The sequence below is a fragment of the Ilumatobacter coccineus YM16-304 genome (genome assembly GCF_000348785.1).
Lineage (GTDB): Bacteria > Actinomycetota > Acidimicrobiia > Acidimicrobiales > Ilumatobacteraceae > Ilumatobacter_A > Ilumatobacter_A coccineus.
In genome coordinates, this window is sequence record NC_020520.1 from 3,931,458 (window position 1) to 3,947,955 (window position 16,498).

The following is a 16,498-nucleotide window of genomic DNA, read 5'->3' on the forward strand; positions in this document are numbered from 1 at the left end:
ACAGGCAATCGACGCACGTCGGAGGCATGATGCGTTCGTGCCGCTGACGGCCACACCCACCCGCGATTCTGTATCGTTCACACCTTCATGGCTCGCTTGAAATCCTCCGTCGACGACACCGAGCCAGCGCCGTCGTCGCAGCCCTCGAAGCGCTCGTGGGGCCAGCGACTCCTGATCGTCGGCGTGATCTTCGGTGCGCTCGCCGCGTTCGGCTCCGCCGGCGCCATCTGGTTCGTCCAGCAGCAGCTCGAAGACCGCAACCTCGTCGCCATCGACGACGGGTCGCAGTCGGTCACCGAGTCGGCCGACTTCGGTGAGTTCGATCTGGCCAGCGACGACGGTGGCGAACCGGCCCAAGAGGCGGCGGCCACCGAGTCCGATGAGCCACCTGCGCCGGTCGAGACGTTTCCGCCCGCCGAGCCGTCGGCGCGCAACATCTTGATCACCGGCGCCGACAACAACTCGTGCATCTCCCCCGATTCGCCGTACTACGCCGCGTTCGGCAACCGCGACGGCTTCGGCGAGCGCAGCGACACGATCATGATGTGGCGGATCAACCCGAGCACCTCGCAGGTCGCCGTGCTCTCGTTCCCCCGTGACCTGTGGGTCAGCATCGACGGCCGATCGAGCAAGGGCCGCATCAACGAGGCGTACGAGCGTGACGATCCGCAGCGCCTCATCAACACGATCTTCCAGAACTTCGGCATCCACACCGACCACTACATCCAGGTCGACTTCTGTGCGTTCAAGACGCTCGTCGACGCGGTCGACGGCGTGTCGGTGCCGTTCGACCTGCCCGTCCGCGACGTCAACACCGGGCTCAACGTACTCATCACCGAGCCGAGCTGTTTCGAGTTCGACGGCGACCACGCGCTCGCCTACGTCCGCTCCCGCAAGCTGCAGGAGTTCCGTGACGGCCAGTGGCGCACCGACGGAGCGTCCGACCTGAGCCGCATCTCGCGTCAGCAGGACTTCATCCGCCGCGTCATCGACGAAGCGATCGACAACGCGTTCTCGCCGAGCGTCATCCGCGGGCTCCTCGAAACCAGCGACGAGTACGTGCTGACCGACACCGGGCTCACGGTCGACAAGGTGCTCCAGTACTCGGGCGTGCTCCGCTCCATCGACCCGGCCACGATCACCACGTACCAGATCCAAGCCAGCGGTCAGAACATCGGCGGAGCGAGCGTCCTCGTGCCGCGCATCTCCGGCGACAACATGCAGGCGGTGCTCGCGCTTTTCAAGGGTGAAGCCACGCTGGCCAGCGCTCCGTCCGCCGAACTCGACGAGGTCGACCCCACGCTCGCTCCCGGAACCACCGTGCCGCTCACCACCGTTCCGGTCACCACGCAGCCCGACTCCGCCGCGCCGATCATCATCGAGCCGGAAACGACGACCACCGTCGAAGCCGTCCCGTTCGAGACGCTTCCCGAAGTCGAGACCGAGAACGTCGTCATCGGCGTCGTCCCCGACAGCCAGATCAGCTGCACCAACTGACCCAAGTCATCCGGTGTCAGACACCCGATGACGAACCCGTCGACGTCAGGTGTCGAGGACGGTGGCGAGGGCTTCGGCGGCTCGGCTGGGGCCGGCGACGGTGGTGAACCTGGCGCCGGTCTGGGCGGCGAGCGCTTCGGCCTCTTCGCTGTCGCCTTCGGGGGCCACGATGACGAGTTCGTCGACACCGCGAGCGGCAGCCACGACGTCGCCGGGCACCGTGGCTCGACAGTCCGACAGCAGCACGGTGATCTTGCGGCCGGCGGTCGAACGGCGGAGTTGATCGGCGGCGGCGACGAGCGCTCCGGCCACGTCGGTGGTTCCGAAGCCGCGCAGTGCCAACACCGAGTCGACGACCGCTTCGTTGGACTTCGTCTGATCCTGCGACTTGGCCGCGACCACGTCCTTGCCGAACGACAACACCGAGTAGTCGTCGGGAGAGCGCCAGGCGACCGCCGACGCCGTCACAGCCGACGTTGCCAGCGGACCGCCGCCCATCGAGCCGCTGCGGTCGACGAGCAGACAGATCGCCGTCCCCGGCGTGGCCCAAGCCCGCACCCGCAGGTCGTCGGGGTCGACGGCGCTCTGCACCGCCCGCGCCGCGACCACCGCGTCGAGGCTGGCGTCGATGTCGATGTCGCCGGCATCGGGTCGGTAGCGCTGCGTCTCGAGCCGTCCGATCCCACGAGGCTGCGACGGCCCGCGCTTGGCGAGGTCGAGGAACAGGCGCCCGGCGAGGCGACGAGCGAGTTCGCGCAGCTTCGGATCGGTTGCACCGGTGAGGTCGGCGAGCATCGCCAACATCTCGTCGGGGTCGGCCGACATCGCCTCCTCGACCGCCACCTCGTCGAGTTCGCCGACCTCCGGTGAGATCTCGTCGAAGTTCGGTTGGCGCTCCAACTCTCGACGCGAGGTCGTCTTCTTGCGCGCCTCCGACACGGCTTCGTCGGCCTCGTCGCCTTCCTTCGTGTTGGGAGGAGGTGAGTTCAGCTGGAGGTCATGGCCCCCGTCGGGGCGCCAACTTTTCCCTCGTCGCCGCCACCTTCACCGTCGGCCGTCGTGGCGAACACGCGCTCCCACAACTCGGTCACGATGTCTTCGGGCGTACGCGTCGTGCCTTCCCGGAGCCGCACTCGGCCCGAGAGCGCGACGAGCGCCGCGTCGAGTGACACGCTCGGGTCGGCCGGATCGACACCGCGCAGTTCGGCGAGCGAGCGCGCCACGAACACCATGTCGATCGCACCACGCACCGAGGAGCCGACGCGCAGGTCGGGGTGCTCACGGGTGAGCCGGACGAGCTCGACGATCTGCTCGAAGTCGGCCGCGCCCGATGCGCCCGTCGAGTCGACCCCGCTCACGTCCGCGGCGACGGCACGTTGCACGATCAGCGTCTCGTCGTCGCTCGACTGGTAGCCGACGGCGACACGACACACCCGGTCGTACACCGCACCCGAGATGCGCGCAGTGCCCACCGCGTCGAACGGGTTCATCGCCGCCACCAACCGGAACCCCGGCGCCGCCTCGACCGTGCCGAAGCGCGGCACCGTGATCTCGCGTTCGCTCATCACCGTGATGAGCACGTTGAGCGTCTCTTCGGGGACGCGGTTGAGTTCCTCGATGTAGAGCAGCGAACCGTTGGTGAGCGCCGACATCAGCGGACCGGGCACGAACACATCGGGGTCGTACCCGTCCGACAGCACACGAGCCGGGTCGAAGTGGCCGACGACACGCGCCGGTGTGAGTTCGGCGTTGCCTTCGACGAACTCGAAACCGATGTCCATCTCGCGAGCCACACCGCGCAGCAACGTGGACTTGCCGGTGCCGGGTGGGCCTTCGATCAGGATGTGACGGTCGGAGGCGATCGCGGCGACCACCAGTTCGGTCTCGCGGACTCGACCGACCACACCCGCCTGGAGCCGCTCGACGAGTTGATGCAGCTCCAGCACGCGGTCACCCATGGAGCACCACGCCGCGGATGTTCTCGCCATCGCGCATCGCCTGGTAGCCCGCATTGATCTCGTCGAGCGTGTAGGTGTTGGTGACGAGTTCGTCGAGCTTCAACTGGCCCTCTCGATACATGCTGAGCAGACGCGGGATGTCGGCACGCGGGTTGAGCGAACCGAAGATCGTGCCCTTGATCTCCTTGTTCCACATCGCCAACTCGAACAGGTTGACCGACGACTCGGTCTGATCCATCGGGGCGATGCCGGTGACGACGATCGTGCCGCCCTTGCCGGCCAGCGACACGCCGAGTTGCATCATGTCGCCGTACAACACGCCCGGCGTCATGATGACCTTGTCGGCCATGTGTCCCCAGCTCAGCTCTTGCACGGCGGGGAACGCCTCTTCCATCGACGAGAACGTGTGCGTCGCTCCGAACTCGGTGGCCTTCTCGCGCTTGAACTCGACCGGGTCGACGGCGATCACGTGGCGGGCGCCGGCGAGCTTGGCGCCCTGCACCGCGTTCATGCCGATGCCGCCGATGCCGACCACCACGACGGTGTCGCCGGGTTGCACGTCGCCGCGTTCGGTCGCCGAACCGAAGCCGGTGGCCACACCGCACGACACGAGCGCCACGGCCTCCATCGGCAGGTCGTTCTCGACTTTGATGACCTGCTCTTCGGCCACGCACGTGTACTGCGAGAACGTGCCGAGCTTGGCGAACAGGTTGAGTTCGGTGCCGTCACCGAGGCGATGCCGACTCGTGGAGTCGGTGATCATGCCCTTCTTGAACGTGCCGCCGCTCGAGTCGCACAGGTTCTGCTTGCCAGTCGAGCAGTAGCGGCAGCGACCGCACGATGGAATGAACGAGCCCGAGATGTGATCGCCCACCTGCACGCTCTTCACGCCCGGCCCGACCTCGGCGATGACCCCGGCGCCTTCGTGACCACCGATGAGCGGCCACAGACTCTCGATGCCCATCATCTCCCACGCGGCTTCCGGTGGGACCATGTCGCCGGTGATCATGTGCTCGTCGGAGTGGCACAGCCCGGCGGCCTTCCACTCGACGATGACCTCACCGGTCTTCGGAGCGTCGACCTCGACGTCGACGACCTCCCAGTCCTGTCCGGTTCCACTGATGATGGCTGCTCTCGACTTCACGACGACCCCCTGCCGACACGTGTTGCTGACGTGACCGCAAGTTAGCCAACGAGGTGCCGCCCGGCCTCAACCGCCGGACGACACGTCTCGTTCGATTCGTCGCAGTGCAGGTTCGCGATCAGGGGGCGACGTAGGGCTTGAGGGCGCTGATGTAGTCGTCGTCGGTCGGCGTGTTCATGTGCTGAGTGTCGCCGTCGTTGATCAGGGCGAAGAAGGGGCACTCGGCGTCGGAACCGTCGAGCGTCTCGGTGCCGACCACGTTGCCGGTGGTCGCCTCGCGAATCGTCAGGTCCATCGTGACGTCGACGAGTTCGAGCGTGACGACCGAGTCGTCGTCGAGTTCGAGGTCACACATGATGCCGGTCGGCTCCGCCGACGACTGCGTCGCACAGGCGATGAGTTCGGTAGCGACGAACTCGCTGTTGTCGTCGAAGTCGAGATCGGTCTCGATCGCCCAACCGGGAGGAGCGTCGCTGATCGTGCGGTCGAACATCGAACCGCTGTCGGACTCCACGAGCAGCACGAACGGGTGCGGGCCGGGCCCGTCGGAGTACGGCGTCGCGCCGGCGAAGCCGGTCTCGGTCGTGCAGACTCGTTCGAAGTCGCTCAAGAACTGCGGCAGATCGGCGACGAGCCCGGAGTCTGCCGACTCGTCGGAGTCGGAGGAGTCGTCGGCGGGCGCGTCGGTGACGGCCTCGCTCGCGTCGTCAGCGGCAGCGGGGCTCGATGCGGCATCGTCGGATCCGCCTCCGCAGGCGGCTCCGACCAGCATCGCGATGGTGATCACGGGAACGAAACGGCGGTTCATGGCATGGTCTCCTGGTGGTGGTGGGGTGCGTGGTTCGAGCGTCGAACCAACGTCGGCGACGGTATGCACCACGCGTTAACCAGACGTTTCTCGACCGCACCGCACCACACCGTCACCCGCCCCGGGCGGGCCGCGCCGGGCACCACCGACTCGCTCGGTCAGCCGGCGTTCATCGCTGCGGCCGCACGCTTGATCGCCTTGCGGATCCGGGGATACGTGCCGCATCGACACACGTTGTCGGACATCGCCGCGTCGATGTCAGCGTCGGACGGATCGGGGTTGGCAGCGATCAGCGCCACCGCGGTCATGATCTGACCGGGCTGACAGAAGCCGCACTGGGCGACGTCTTCGTCGATCCACGCCTGCTGCACCGGGTGCAGCTCGCCCTCGGCGGCGAGGCCTTCGATCGTGGTGATGTCGGAGCCGGCGCAGTCGCCGACCGACGTGACGCACGGTCGGAACGCTTCGCCGTCCTTGTGGCTGGTGCACGCACCGCACACGCCCACACCGCACCCGTACTTCGGCCCGGTCACTCCCAGCACGTCACGCATGAGGTAGAGCGCTGGTGCCCCCTCCTGAGTCTCGACGTCGGTGGTCGTGCCGTTGACCGTGACCGGCACGATGCTCGACGGCGCGTCGCCGCTCGGCGGCAGGGTCGCCGGCAGCGGGTCGGGGTCGGGGCGACCGATGGGGAACACGGTCGGCTGCTCGCCGGTCGCCCGGCTGTATGCGTTGACGATGGCCGCCGCGCAGGTCGGGAACCCGAGCTCGCCGGCGCCACCAGGTTCGTCGTTCGGCTCCATGATGTGCACGTCGACCGTGACCGGAGCGTGCTTCATGCGCGCCCACAGGAAGTCGCCGTAGCTGCCTTCGCGGATCCGTCCGTCGTCGAGGCGGTTACCGGCCCGCAGCATCGCCGTGATCGCGTCGCTGACCACGCCTTGCAGCTGCGCTTCGAGACCCGACGGGTTGATCGCCCGGCCGACATCGACCGCAACGGTCACCTTGGTGACGCGCGGCTCGACGCCGTTCGTGTCGATCTCGACGACGTAGGCCGCGAACGAGCGGTACTCGACGTGCACGCCGACTCCCTGGGCGACGCCAGCGGGCATCGGCTTGCCCCAGTCGGCTTCGGCGGCGGCTCGGTCGAGCACCGCGATCGCCCGCTCGTCGGACAGCTTGTCACGACGGAACTCGACCGGGTCACGTCCGATCGATGCCGCGATCCGGTCGACCATGATCTCGTTCGAGGTCACGACGTGGCCCGAATAGATCGACCGCCAACTGCTCGTCGGCACCGGCAACTCCACCTCGGTGAGGAGTTGCGTCGTCACACCGAAGTCGTACGGCACGCTCACCGTCGTGTGGAAGATCGACTGACCGATGGCGACCGCGCCGACATCGGAACCGGCTGCCGTGAGCGCCTCACCGAAGCCGTGGCGAAAGTCGGTCTCGGCCGCCTTCATCCGGTGATCGAACGACAGCACCTTGCCGCGTGAGACGCGGGCGCGAATCCGGTTGATCGACATCGGGCGGAAGCGACCGCTGCGGAGATCGTCGTTGCGCGTCCACATCAGCTTCACGGGTTGGCCGACCGCCTGCGAGATCTGGGCGGCTTCGACCGCCGGCTCGAAGAACAGGCGTCGCCCGAACGACCCACCCGAACGCGGCACGTGCAACGTCACCGACGTCTGGCTCATGCCGATCGCTGCCGCGATGCTCTGCAACGCGATCACCGGTGACTGGGATGCGAACCACACTTCGGCGGAGTCGGCGCGCACGTCGGCGACGGCCGACATCACCTCCATCGGCGAGTGCGAGAGATACGGGTACTCGAACTCGGCGTCGATGACCTTCGTGAACAGACCGCCCGGGGTGACGGGGACGCTCGGTGCCTGCTTCAGCGTCTGTCGGAGATCGGCGTCGGACGTCGACGCCAGGGGGCCCGGGTTCCACGTGATGTCGAGGCGGGCCTTTGCTTCGAACGCCTCGTGGAACGTACGCGCCACCACGGCGATGCCCGACGGCACCTCGGTGATGGCGATCACGCCGGGCATCGCCAGCGCGGCGGTGTCGTCGAACGAGGCGACGGTGCCGCCGATGTCAGGCGACCGAGCGATGATCGCCGGCGAACCTGCGATGGGGAGATCGAGTGCGTAGTCGGCGGCGCCGGTGACGATGTCGAGCGCGTCGACCCGACCTCGCCGGGTTCCGATGATCTGGTACTCGTCGTCGCCCTTGGGCGCCGCGTTGGTCGACACCTGGACGATCTGCGCGGCGGCCGCGCTGAGCTCACCGAACGTCAGCGTTCGCCCGTCCGGGTGCACGACGTGCGTGTCGGCGGTGGTGAGGCTGAACGGGTCGGCGCCCCAGACGTTGGCCGCCGCCGTGACGAGACGGGCACGCAACCCGGCAGCGAGCGTCCGAATCGGTTCCCAGAAGGCTCGGACGTTGTGCGACGAACCGGTGATGGTGAACGGTCGGTCGAGGCGAGCATCCGAGAGGTCGACCACCGTGTCGTCGAGTCGCGCGCCGATCTCGTCGGCCAGGATGACCGCGCACGCCGTGGTGATCCCCTGCCCCTTCTCGAGGCGCGGGAGTTCGAGACGCACCGTGTTGTCGGTGGTGACCTCGATCAACAGGTTGTAGCGATACGGGTACTCGGCGAGGATCAGCAGGTCGCCGAGGTCGACCACGTCCGACACGTCGGGCAGACCGATGTCGGGAACCAGGCCACCGAGCACGTCGTCGAGACCGTCGAACAGACCGGCCTTGGCAGGTGCGCCGTCGTGGAGGATGGCCACCGCAGTGAGCGTCGGTGCTGCCACGACCGCTCCGAGGAATCGTCGTCGAGACACCCCCTTCGTCGGTGCGACGTCGGACGAGTTCTCGATGATGCCCATGGCTTTACATTCCCCTTTGTCAGCGATGCCAAACGCAGTTCGTAGCCCACCGAGTGTCGGATCACCCAGTTCCCGAGATTTCTTCCGATTTTTCGCCGACTCGCGCTCGCAACGGTGCTGTCCCGGCGTCGAAGCACGACCGTTTCATCTTGACAATCGAACACACGTTCGCTAGACTGGCGATCATGCAGGACGACTTCGACGCCTCGCCGTTCGATCGAGTCGAACGCCTGCTCGCCGTCGAGTCGGCGCCACCCTCACTGTCTCCGAGTCGCGACTCGTGCGACTCCGTTGCCGAGGGGGTGTTCGAGACGATCATCGACTCGGCAATCACCCAGCCCGACGCGGTCGTCGACGGCGAATTACGAGCGCTCGAATTGGCGCATCGTCGCACCGCCGCCGAGATGTTGGCCCGAGTGCTGGCGGCCGATGCCCGGGGCCTCCCGGCCGCCGACGGACACCGCACGCTCACGTCGTACCTGCGAGCGACGTTCAACTGGTCGAGTACCGAGACCAAGCGGTGGCTTCGTCTGGCGCGAGCGGCCGATGGCATCCCCGGCGTCGGCGACGCGCTCGCGGTCGGTCGCATCGGTCTCCCCCAGGTCGAGGCATTCGCTCGTGCCTTCGCCAATCCACGAGTACGTCATGCGCTACACGAACTCGCCCCGACGCTGGTGCGACATGCCGAGCAGTTGAAGTACTCCGATTTCGAAGCGGTCATGGCGCACGTCGTGGCCATCGCCGACGACGACGGCGCGGAGCAACGTGACGATCGAGCGATCGAGCACCGCCAGGCCACGGTGGTCGATGCCGACGGCTCGTTGTTCATGAAGGTCACGGGCGGCGACGCCATGGCGACGGCGACGCTCATCGCCATCGTCGACCGATTCGTCGAGCGCGAGTTCGCCGCCGACGTCGAGACTCGACGCGCCGAGCACGGCGACGACATCGCAGGCGTTCCGCTCCCACGCACCGACGCCCATCGCCGCCACGACGCGATCCACGCAGCGTTCGAGTTGGCCAACCAAGCACTCGACGACGAGCTCGCCATCACGCGAACCGACCCGTTGATCGACCTCGTCATCGACGACGCGACGTTCGGACGGGCCTTCGTCGATTTCGGACTGGCGACCGACTTCGATCTCGACGGCAACCCGATCGATCCCTTCACCGGTCTGGCCGAACCCACCGATCTGCTCGCAGATCTCGTCGAGCATCCCGACGAACTCCTCGGCCGACGATGCGAGACGAGCAACGGCGTACCACTGCGCCCCCGACACGTGGTGCAGGCGGCGCTCGCCGGTCACGTGCGCCGGGTGGTGGCCGACGCCGACGGTCACGTCATCGACTACGGACGCAAGCAGCGGCTGTTCACCGGGCCGGCCAGGCACGCGGCGATGGTGCTGCTGCGCACCTGCGAGCATCCGGGGTGCGAGTTGCGGTCGACATCGTGCGAGATCGATCACGGCATCGAGTGGAACGAACTCGGCACGACCGATCAGGCCAACGCCGGCGTCCGATGCGGCCCACACAACCGCGGGAAGCATCGAAACCGATGGCGAACCCGGACCTCCACCGCCGGCCGACACCACACGGTCCGAGCCGATGGCTCGATCATGTTGCCGGCGGGCTGCAGAGTGCCCGAACTCGTCGACGAGACCGACGAACCTGCCGAACTCGCGCGCCTCGCCGAACTCGCGCGCACACGCGTCGGCGAGCTCACTCGATGACCAGAGCGAAAACGCACGACGCCCGCCCTCGCGGGCGGGCGTCTGCGAATCGATGGATCCGAATCAGCGGGTCAGTTGTAGACCATGACGCCGCGGATGTTCTTGCCAGCCCGCATGTCGTCGTAGCCGTCGTTCACACCGTCGAGCGAGTACTCCTTGGTGACGAGTCCGTCGAGGTCGAGCTGACCCTCGCGGTAGAGGCTGAGCAGCTTCGGGATGTCGGCACGCGGGTTGCCCGAGCCGAACAGCGAACCGACGACCTGCTTCTCCATGAGGGTCAGGTCGAGCAGGCTCATGTTGGCCGACATCTCCATCGCCGGGTGGATGTTGGTGACCACGACGCGACCGCGCTTGGCGGCGAGCCCGAGTGCCTCGGCCATCAGCTCACCCGAACCGACGCCCATGGTGAGGATGACCTTGTTGGCCATCGTGCCCCACGACGCGGCACCGAGCGGCTCCATCGCCTCGGCCATCGACGCTGCGGTGTGCGTGGCACCGAACTCCATCGCCTTCTCACGCTTCGACTCGACCGGGTCGATCGCCCAGATCTGCTTGGCACCGGCGAGCTTGGCACCCTGGATCGCGTTGGCGCCGATGCCGCCAACACCCACCACGGCGACCACGTCGCCAGGGCTCACCTCGGCGGCGTACACCGACGAACCCCAACCGGTCACGACACCACAGCCGAGCAGGCATGCGCGGTCGAGCGGGACGTCTTTCTCGATCTTGATGCAGCTCGCCTCGTTGACGACGGTGTCGTGAGCGAACGTGCCGAGCATGCACATCAGTTTCAGGTCCTCACCGCTGGTGCTGTGATGACGCGAGGTCATGTCGGAGGCCTGAAGGCCTGCACCCATGATGGCGCCCAGGTCACAGAGGTTCTGGTGACCGGTCGAACAGCTGGGGCAACGGCCACACGACGGGATGAATCCGAACACGACGTGATCGCCCTCTTCGAGCCAGCTCACACCGGGCCCGACCTTGGTGACCACACCGGCACCCTCGTGACCACCGATGATCGGCAGCTCGAACGGCAGGTCACCGGTGACGAGGTGCTCGTCGGAGTGGCACATGCCGGAGGCAGCGAGCTTGACCGCGACCTCCCCTTCCTTCGGGTCGTCGAGTTCGATGTCTTCGACGCTCCACGGCTTGTTGACTTCCCAGAGAATTGCGGCCTTGGTCTGCATACCGCTGAGAGTACGCCATCACTGCAGGTCGCGCGGCACGCAGACGGGCGCCCGACAACCACCCGGCGACCGACGCTGGGTCGGGGCTGTCACACCCTTCAGGCAGAATGCAACGCATGAACGACGACGCACTGTCCGCCGACCTCGACGCACTCCATCTCGACGCGGTGTCGGCGCTCGTGCGCGACATGTCCGACGCCGAACTGCACCACGTCGCCGAGCTCGTTCGCCAGGTCCAGATCGAGCGGGCCATCGGCGACGGCGACGAAGACGCCATCATCGCCGCGGCGTTCGAAACCGGCTTCGGCCGCGATGGCCTCGGCGCACTCCCCTGGGTCGAAGGCAACGTCATCGTCTGTCCCGGCGGCACGGTGTCGAAGTCGAAGTCGAGCCACAAGTGCCGCTTCGTCAGCGTCGACGACGTGTGGGTCTGGGAGTCGAGCCTCCTGCTGCGCGAAGACAAGCGTTCGTCGCCCGGCAACGACGAAGGATTTCGCGCCGTCGCACTGCTGCCGCTCGTCGACGGCACCGGGATCGACGTCGTGTCGGGCAAGCAACGCAGCGGTCAGCACAGCGTCGACCACGTGGTGAGCTACGAAGTGCGCGGCGGCGAACTCGTCGAAGTGTCGCAACGCACCATCACCTCCCACCACTGACTCAGCCGGGCCAGCTTTCCCGGAATCACCGCTCAGGACCACTATTGATTGGTGTCACGTTGCGGAACTCCCGCGCAGCTCTCGCTGGTGCTTTTGACTCCTGCTCCGGTCCACTGGTCTTCGTTCAGGATCTGGGGAGGACTCTGACTTCGATGTATTGGTCGGGGCTCGTCCACGACTGCAGGGCCGACTGCACGTCGCTCGCCGAGATCGACGGGATCAGATCGAGTTCGTAGAGGAAGTCATCGAAGTCGGCGGAGCCCGCCGGGTCGACGAGCGCATCGAGCACCTCGTCGTTGATCTGGCCGTTGTTGAAGAAGTTCAACTGCTCGCCGACGGTGGCGATCGCGTTGTCGAACTCCCGACTCGCCGGGCCGTTGTCACGCAGGTCGGCCAACTGGCTGAGCACCGCCGACGACACCTTCTCGACCAGATCGGGAGCGGTCGAGACCGAGATGTAGTACTCGGCCGGAGGCGTCGCACCCGAACCGATCGACAGCTGCCCGAACGGTGAATAGGTGTCGCCCAACTCCTCACGGATGAAGTCGGTGAGCCGGTTCGACACCACCTCTTGCACCACCCGGGCGAGCACGTCGTCGCGGCGATCGGTGCTCGCTTCGGCGGTGAACAGGAACGAGACGTTGGCCGTCTCGCCTTCGCCCGCCTGCGTCTCGACGAGCACGACACCCGACGGAGGTGGCTCCTCGTCGAAGCCGACCTCTTCGACACGACCGGACGACGGCAACGTGCCGAGATAGCTGCGGGCCAACTCGATGGCGGCGTCGACGTCGAAGTCTCCGCTGAACGAGAACGTCCAGTCGCTTGCGTCGCCGAAGCGGTCGGCGGCGACACGGGCGAGCCCGTCGGCGCTCACCGTCGCCAACGTCTCCGGCGTCGGCGCCAGGAAGCGGATGTCGTCGTAGCGCGCGTCCTGCATGGCGACGAACTCGGCGTACCCGGAGTCGAGTCCGGGGTTCTCGGCGTACGGGAGCTGATCGTCGAGGTACTGATCGAGCGCCACCGGGTCGACCCGCGGCGTGGTCATGCCGAGGTGGATCAGCTGGAACAACACTTCGAGATCGGTCGTCGCCGTCACGCCGTTGAAGCGGTCTTCGAACAGGTCGACCGACGGGTAGAGCGTGAGGTCCTTCTTGTCGAGGAACTCGTCGATCGCCACCCGGTCGAAATCGCCGACGCCGCTGTTGCCCACCACACCGCTCAGCGCGTCACCGTTGGGCACGTCGGCATCGGAGAGTGCGGCCAACCCACCGGGGCTGCGGCCTTCGAGGTACACCTGGCCCTCGACGATCGCGTTCGGGTTGAACGACACCGTCACCCCGTTGTCGAAGCGGACCACGGTCGGGTCGATGAAGTTCGGGAACGGGTCGTCGGCGAGCTGGAAACGCTCCGACTCCTCGACCGGATCCGGACGCTCCATCAGATCGTCGCCGATCGCAGCGCTGGTGGCGGGCGGTTCGAGGTCTCGCTCGCCGACCGACTCGGCGATGGCCACCAACTCCTCGGCGGTCGCCGTGTCGTCGAGCTCGCCGCTCGGCACCGCTGCGAAGATGTGCGGCCCTGCCGCGTCGAGCACCTCGACGAACACGTGCGTCAGGTTCTCGGGCGTCGCTCCGTCCATCGCCGCGTTGATGAAGTCGTACTCGCGCTGCGCCGTCACGTACGGGTCACCCGTGAGCGAGAAGTCGACGTACTCGTCGGCGTACGACGCGTCCTGACGCGAGTTGCGCCCGTCGTACGTGGTCTGCGCGTCGGAGCGGAACGTGCCCGCGGCACGCTCGACCTCTTCCGGCGCGAATCCGAAGCGGCGAACCCGTTCGTACTCGTCGACGATCGCCTGCACCGCCGCGGCGACGTTCTCGCCGTCGACGGTCACGAAGATCTCGGGTGCGATCATCTCGCGGACGAACTCGCTGCTGGCCACCTCGGCGCTGTCGAAGGGAGCTTCACCGCGGAGTGCATCGTTGTTGAGCCGCGTGGCGAGGATGCGGAACGCCATCACGCGGTACAGCTCTGCCTGCGCCTCGGCCTCGATGGACGGCGCCTCGGTCGGGGCGATGGGCAGTGTGACGAACGCGTAGCCCTCGGCGAGGTCGGTGTCCGAAGCCACTCGCGCCCGCGCCTCGGTCGCCGGTGGAACCTCCAGGGTCACGCGTTCGGGCGACGATCCACGATCGACCTCGTCGGCGAACCGCTCGACGACCTGCTGCTCCATGTCGTCGACGTCGATGTCGCCGACGACGATGACCGTGGCGTTGTCGGGCCGGTACCAGTCGTCGTAGAAGCGGCGCAGCTCGGCGGCCTCGGTCGTCTCGATCGCCTCACCGCCACCGATCGGCGTGTGTCCGTCGTACGCCGTGCCCGCCAGGAAGAAGTCGGCGATCTCGTCGAACAGTCGACCACTCGACGTCTGGTCGCGGACGCGCCACTCGTCGAGCACGACACCGCGCTCGGCGATCACGTCGTCTTCGGCGATGGTCGCCGCCGAGAGCCACTGTTCGAGCACGTCGAGCCCGGTCGACACGACCGACGGGTCACCGGTCGGCACGGTGAGCGTGTAGACGGTTTCGTCGAACGACGTGTACGCGTTGATGTCGGCGCCGAAGCCGGCCCCGAAGCTGCGGAGCACGTCGACGAGGTCGTTCTTCGGGAACTGTTCGGTGCCGTTGAAGAGCATGTGCTCGAGGAAGTGCGCACCGCCGACCTGGTCGTCGTCTTCGAGCCCGGATCCGGCGTCGATCACGAGCCGCAGTTCGACCTTCGAACCGGGGTTGTCGTTCTCACGGATGAGGTAGCGGAGCCCGTTGTCGAGCATGCCCGACACGGTGTCGTCGTCGCCGTCGGTCAGCGACGGCAGTGAGCTGGCGTCGGGCGGCTCGGTCTCGAACGTCGGCGTGTCGCCCTGCTCCGCGACCGGGTCGCTCGTCGTCGGCGCCGGATCGGTCGACACCGGCTCCGGGTCGGTGTCGGTCGTGACGTCGGGGGCGTCGGCCACCTCGGACGTCGGCGTCGAATCGCTCGATTCCGAATCGACGTCGTCGGCCGACGACACGCATGCAGCGACACCCACCGACGAGGCGAGCAGCACCCCGAGCGCACGCACGCTGATCGAACGAGATGATCGGGACCGCCGAGCTAACATGGCGGCCACTCTAGGAGCGCCCCGTCAACCACCCGTGAGCCCCCGACCTGGTTATTTCCATCCGGGATGGAAATAACCAGGTTGGTCAGAGGGTGGGTGCGTCGAGGAGTTCGCGGAGGCGGGGCGTCCAGTCGATGTCTTCGGTCGACCCCCCGCGAGCCTGCACGTCGGCCCGCTCGGCGGCCAGGATGTCGGCGACCTCGGCCACGCGATCGTCGAGGATCTCGGCCACCCGATCGCGGAGATACTTGGCGAGCGCCGGGCTCGCACCGTCGGTGCTGATCGCTCCGGTCACGCGTCCCGCCCTCGCGATCGCGGGGAGGATGAACTCGCAGTCGACCGGCTGGTCGGCGGCATTGGTCCAGATGCCGCGAGCACGCGCCGAGCGCGAGATCGCCTGGTCGGTCTCGACGTCGCCGGTGGCCGTGACGACGAGGCGGATGCCGTCGAGGTCACCGTCGACGAACCGGTGGGCGCGGACCTCGTCGACCACGTCGGCGTCGATGTGCTCCGACACCTCCTCGGCCACCACGCGCACCCGAGCTCCGGCGGCCGCCAGGCCCTCGGCCTTGCGGGCGCCGATACGTCCGCCACCGACGACGAGCACCGGCACGTCGGTGAGGTCGAGGAACACCGGATACGAGAATCTCGCTCGTCCTGCTCGGGTTTCAGGGGAATTGGACGCTGCCATCACCCCAGCGTAGAGCATGTTCTCAGGATCAATCCCTACAAAGTTGATCGTATTGGTCGGGATTTGATTGAATGTCGGACGTGACCACCTCCTTCCCGCTCGAAACCGGCCGTCCGTTCATCGACGCACGAGCCGCACTCCGTTGGGCGCACCGAACCCACGGAGACGCCGTGTGCGTCACTGCGAGCTTCGGTGACGCCACACTCGCCCACCTCGCCAACGACACGATTCCCGGCATCGAGATCACCCTGCTCGACACCGGCTACCTCTTCGCCGAAACCGAGTGGTTCGCCGACACGATGCGCGACCGATTCGACCTCAACATCCGGATCGTCCGTCCCGCCGCCGACCTCGAGCGCGACGTGTGGCAGACCGACACCGACGCCTGCTGCGCCGCCCGCAAGGTCGAGCCGCTGCAACAAGCGCTGCAGAACCGAGACGTGTGGGTCACCGGACTCCGCCGTGACGACTCCCCATCGCGACGTTCGGCCCCACTCGCCCACGTCGACCTCCTCAAGAACGTCGTCAAGGTCAACCCGCTCGTGTCGTGGAGCGACGCCGACGTCGCGAACTACGCCGCCCAGCACGACCTCCCCGAGCACCCGCTCACCGATCGCAACTACGAGTCGATCGGCTGCTGGCCGTGCACCCGCCCGGTGCAGGACGGCGCCGACGCTCGGTCGGGTCGATGGGCCGACTCCGAGAAGACCGAATGCGGGCTGCACCTGTGAACACCACCCGGTTCCACCTCTCCCCCACGTACG

General features: G+C 67.2%; 12 protein-coding genes. 4 read left to right on the plus strand and 8 right to left on the minus strand.

The genetic code is table 11. The features are described from left to right. Nucleotides 1-87 precede the first annotated feature (87 nt). Nucleotides 88-1,497 (plus strand): LCP family protein, encoded by a 1,410-nt coding sequence (locus tag YM304_RS22980; RefSeq protein WP_015443057.1) that lies wholly within the window; start codon nt 88-90, stop codon nt 1,495-1,497. Between the two features lie 45 nt (nt 1,498-1,542). Here YM304_RS22980 and YM304_RS17540 read toward each other — a convergent pair whose 3' ends face one another. From YM304_RS17540 to YM304_RS17560, 5 genes are all read right to left on the minus strand, one after another. Further along, on the minus strand, nt 1,543-2,436 hold the full coding sequence (locus tag YM304_RS17540; protein WP_015443058.1) for a vWA domain-containing protein: 894 nt from the start codon (nt 2,434-2,436) through the stop codon (nt 1,543-1,545). 47 nt (nt 2,437-2,483) lie between these two features. Then, nucleotides 2,484-3,455 carry an AAA family ATPase gene (locus YM304_RS17545; protein ID WP_051071483.1) on the minus strand — a complete coding sequence of 324 codons (972 nt, stop codon included), beginning with the start codon at nt 3,453-3,455 and terminating at the stop codon, nt 2,484-2,486. Next, nucleotides 3,448-4,599 carry an NDMA-dependent alcohol dehydrogenase gene (locus YM304_RS17550; RefSeq protein WP_015443060.1) on the minus strand — a complete coding sequence of 384 codons (1,152 nt, stop codon included), beginning with the start codon at nt 4,597-4,599 and terminating at the stop codon, nt 3,448-3,450. The genes YM304_RS17545 and YM304_RS17550 overlap by 8 nt, the downstream gene beginning before the upstream one ends. Nucleotides 4,600-4,717: 118 nt before the next feature. Continuing rightward, complete coding sequence (locus tag YM304_RS17555; protein ID WP_015443061.1) at nt 4,718-5,407, minus strand: hypothetical protein; 690 nt, start codon at nt 5,405-5,407, stop codon at nt 4,718-4,720. 158 nt (nt 5,408-5,565) lie between these two features. Further along, nucleotides 5,566-8,310 carry a 2Fe-2S iron-sulfur cluster-binding protein gene (locus tag YM304_RS17560; protein WP_015443062.1) on the minus strand — a complete coding sequence of 915 codons (2,745 nt, stop codon included), beginning with the start codon at nt 8,308-8,310 and terminating at the stop codon, nt 5,566-5,568. A 185-nt stretch (nt 8,311-8,495) separates the two neighbouring features. On the opposite strand from YM304_RS17560, the gene YM304_RS17565 reads away from it, so the two are divergent. After that, nucleotides 8,496-10,040, plus strand: a complete 1,545-nt coding sequence (locus YM304_RS17565) for an HNH endonuclease signature motif containing protein (RefSeq protein ID WP_015443063.1) — start codon at nt 8,496-8,498, stop codon at nt 10,038-10,040. A 71-nt stretch (nt 10,041-10,111) separates the two neighbouring features. Here the strand turns inward: YM304_RS17565 and YM304_RS17570 are convergent, their stop codons facing one another. Beyond that, complete coding sequence (locus YM304_RS17570) at nt 10,112-11,227, minus strand: NDMA-dependent alcohol dehydrogenase (RefSeq protein WP_015443064.1); 1,116 nt, start codon at nt 11,225-11,227, stop codon at nt 10,112-10,114. A 116-nt stretch (nt 11,228-11,343) separates the two neighbouring features. On the opposite strand from YM304_RS17570, the gene YM304_RS17575 reads away from it, so the two are divergent. Further along, nucleotides 11,344-11,883 (plus strand): hypothetical protein, encoded by a 540-nt coding sequence (locus tag YM304_RS17575; RefSeq protein ID WP_154723525.1) that lies wholly within the window; start codon nt 11,344-11,346, stop codon nt 11,881-11,883. Nucleotides 11,884-12,007: 124 nt separating this feature from the next. Here the strand turns inward: YM304_RS17575 and YM304_RS17580 are convergent, their stop codons facing one another. Together YM304_RS17580 and YM304_RS17585 are read right to left on the minus strand one after the other, a co-directional pair. Continuing rightward, nucleotides 12,008-15,043, minus strand: coding sequence for a M16 family metallopeptidase (locus YM304_RS17580; protein ID WP_154723526.1), 3,036 nt, complete (start codon nt 15,041-15,043; stop codon nt 12,008-12,010). 85 nt (nt 15,044-15,128) lie between these two features. Next, entirely contained in the window at nt 15,129-15,734 is a 606-nt protein-coding gene (locus YM304_RS17585; protein ID WP_015443067.1) for a precorrin-2 dehydrogenase/sirohydrochlorin ferrochelatase family protein, read from the minus strand. Between the two features lie 71 nt (nt 15,735-15,805). On the opposite strand from YM304_RS17585, the gene YM304_RS17590 reads away from it, so the two are divergent. Beyond that, complete coding sequence (locus tag YM304_RS17590) at nt 15,806-16,465, plus strand: phosphoadenylyl-sulfate reductase (RefSeq protein WP_015443068.1); 660 nt, start codon at nt 15,806-15,808, stop codon at nt 16,463-16,465. Nucleotides 16,466-16,498: the final 33 nt, after the last annotated feature.

Coding starts and splice junctions, on each gene's coding strand:
- YM304_RS17570 (WP_015443064.1), bottom strand. CDS start 11,227: ATGCAGACCAAGGCCGCAATTCTCTGGGAAGTCAACAAGCCGTGGAGC.
- YM304_RS22980 (WP_015443057.1), top strand. CDS start 88: ATGGCTCGCTTGAAATCCTCCGTCGACGACACCGAGCCAGCGCCGTCG.
- YM304_RS17580 (WP_154723526.1), bottom strand. CDS start 15,043: ATGTTAGCTCGGCGGTCCCGATCATCTCGTTCGATCAGCGTGCGTGCG.
- YM304_RS17575 (WP_154723525.1), top strand. CDS start 11,344: ATGAACGACGACGCACTGTCCGCCGACCTCGACGCACTCCATCTCGAC.
- YM304_RS17590 (WP_015443068.1), top strand. CDS start 15,806: ATGTCGGACGTGACCACCTCCTTCCCGCTCGAAACCGGCCGTCCGTTC.
- YM304_RS17560 (WP_015443062.1), bottom strand. CDS start 8,310: ATGGGCATCATCGAGAACTCGTCCGACGTCGCACCGACGAAGGGGGTG.
- YM304_RS17585 (WP_015443067.1), bottom strand. CDS start 15,734: ATGGCAGCGTCCAATTCCCCTGAAACCCGAGCAGGACGAGCGAGATTC.
- YM304_RS17555 (WP_015443061.1), bottom strand. CDS start 5,407: ATGAACCGCCGTTTCGTTCCCGTGATCACCATCGCGATGCTGGTCGGA.
- YM304_RS17545 (WP_051071483.1), bottom strand. CDS start 3,455: ATGGGTGACCGCGTGCTGGAGCTGCATCAACTCGTCGAGCGGCTCCAG.
- YM304_RS17565 (WP_015443063.1), top strand. CDS start 8,496: ATGCAGGACGACTTCGACGCCTCGCCGTTCGATCGAGTCGAACGCCTG.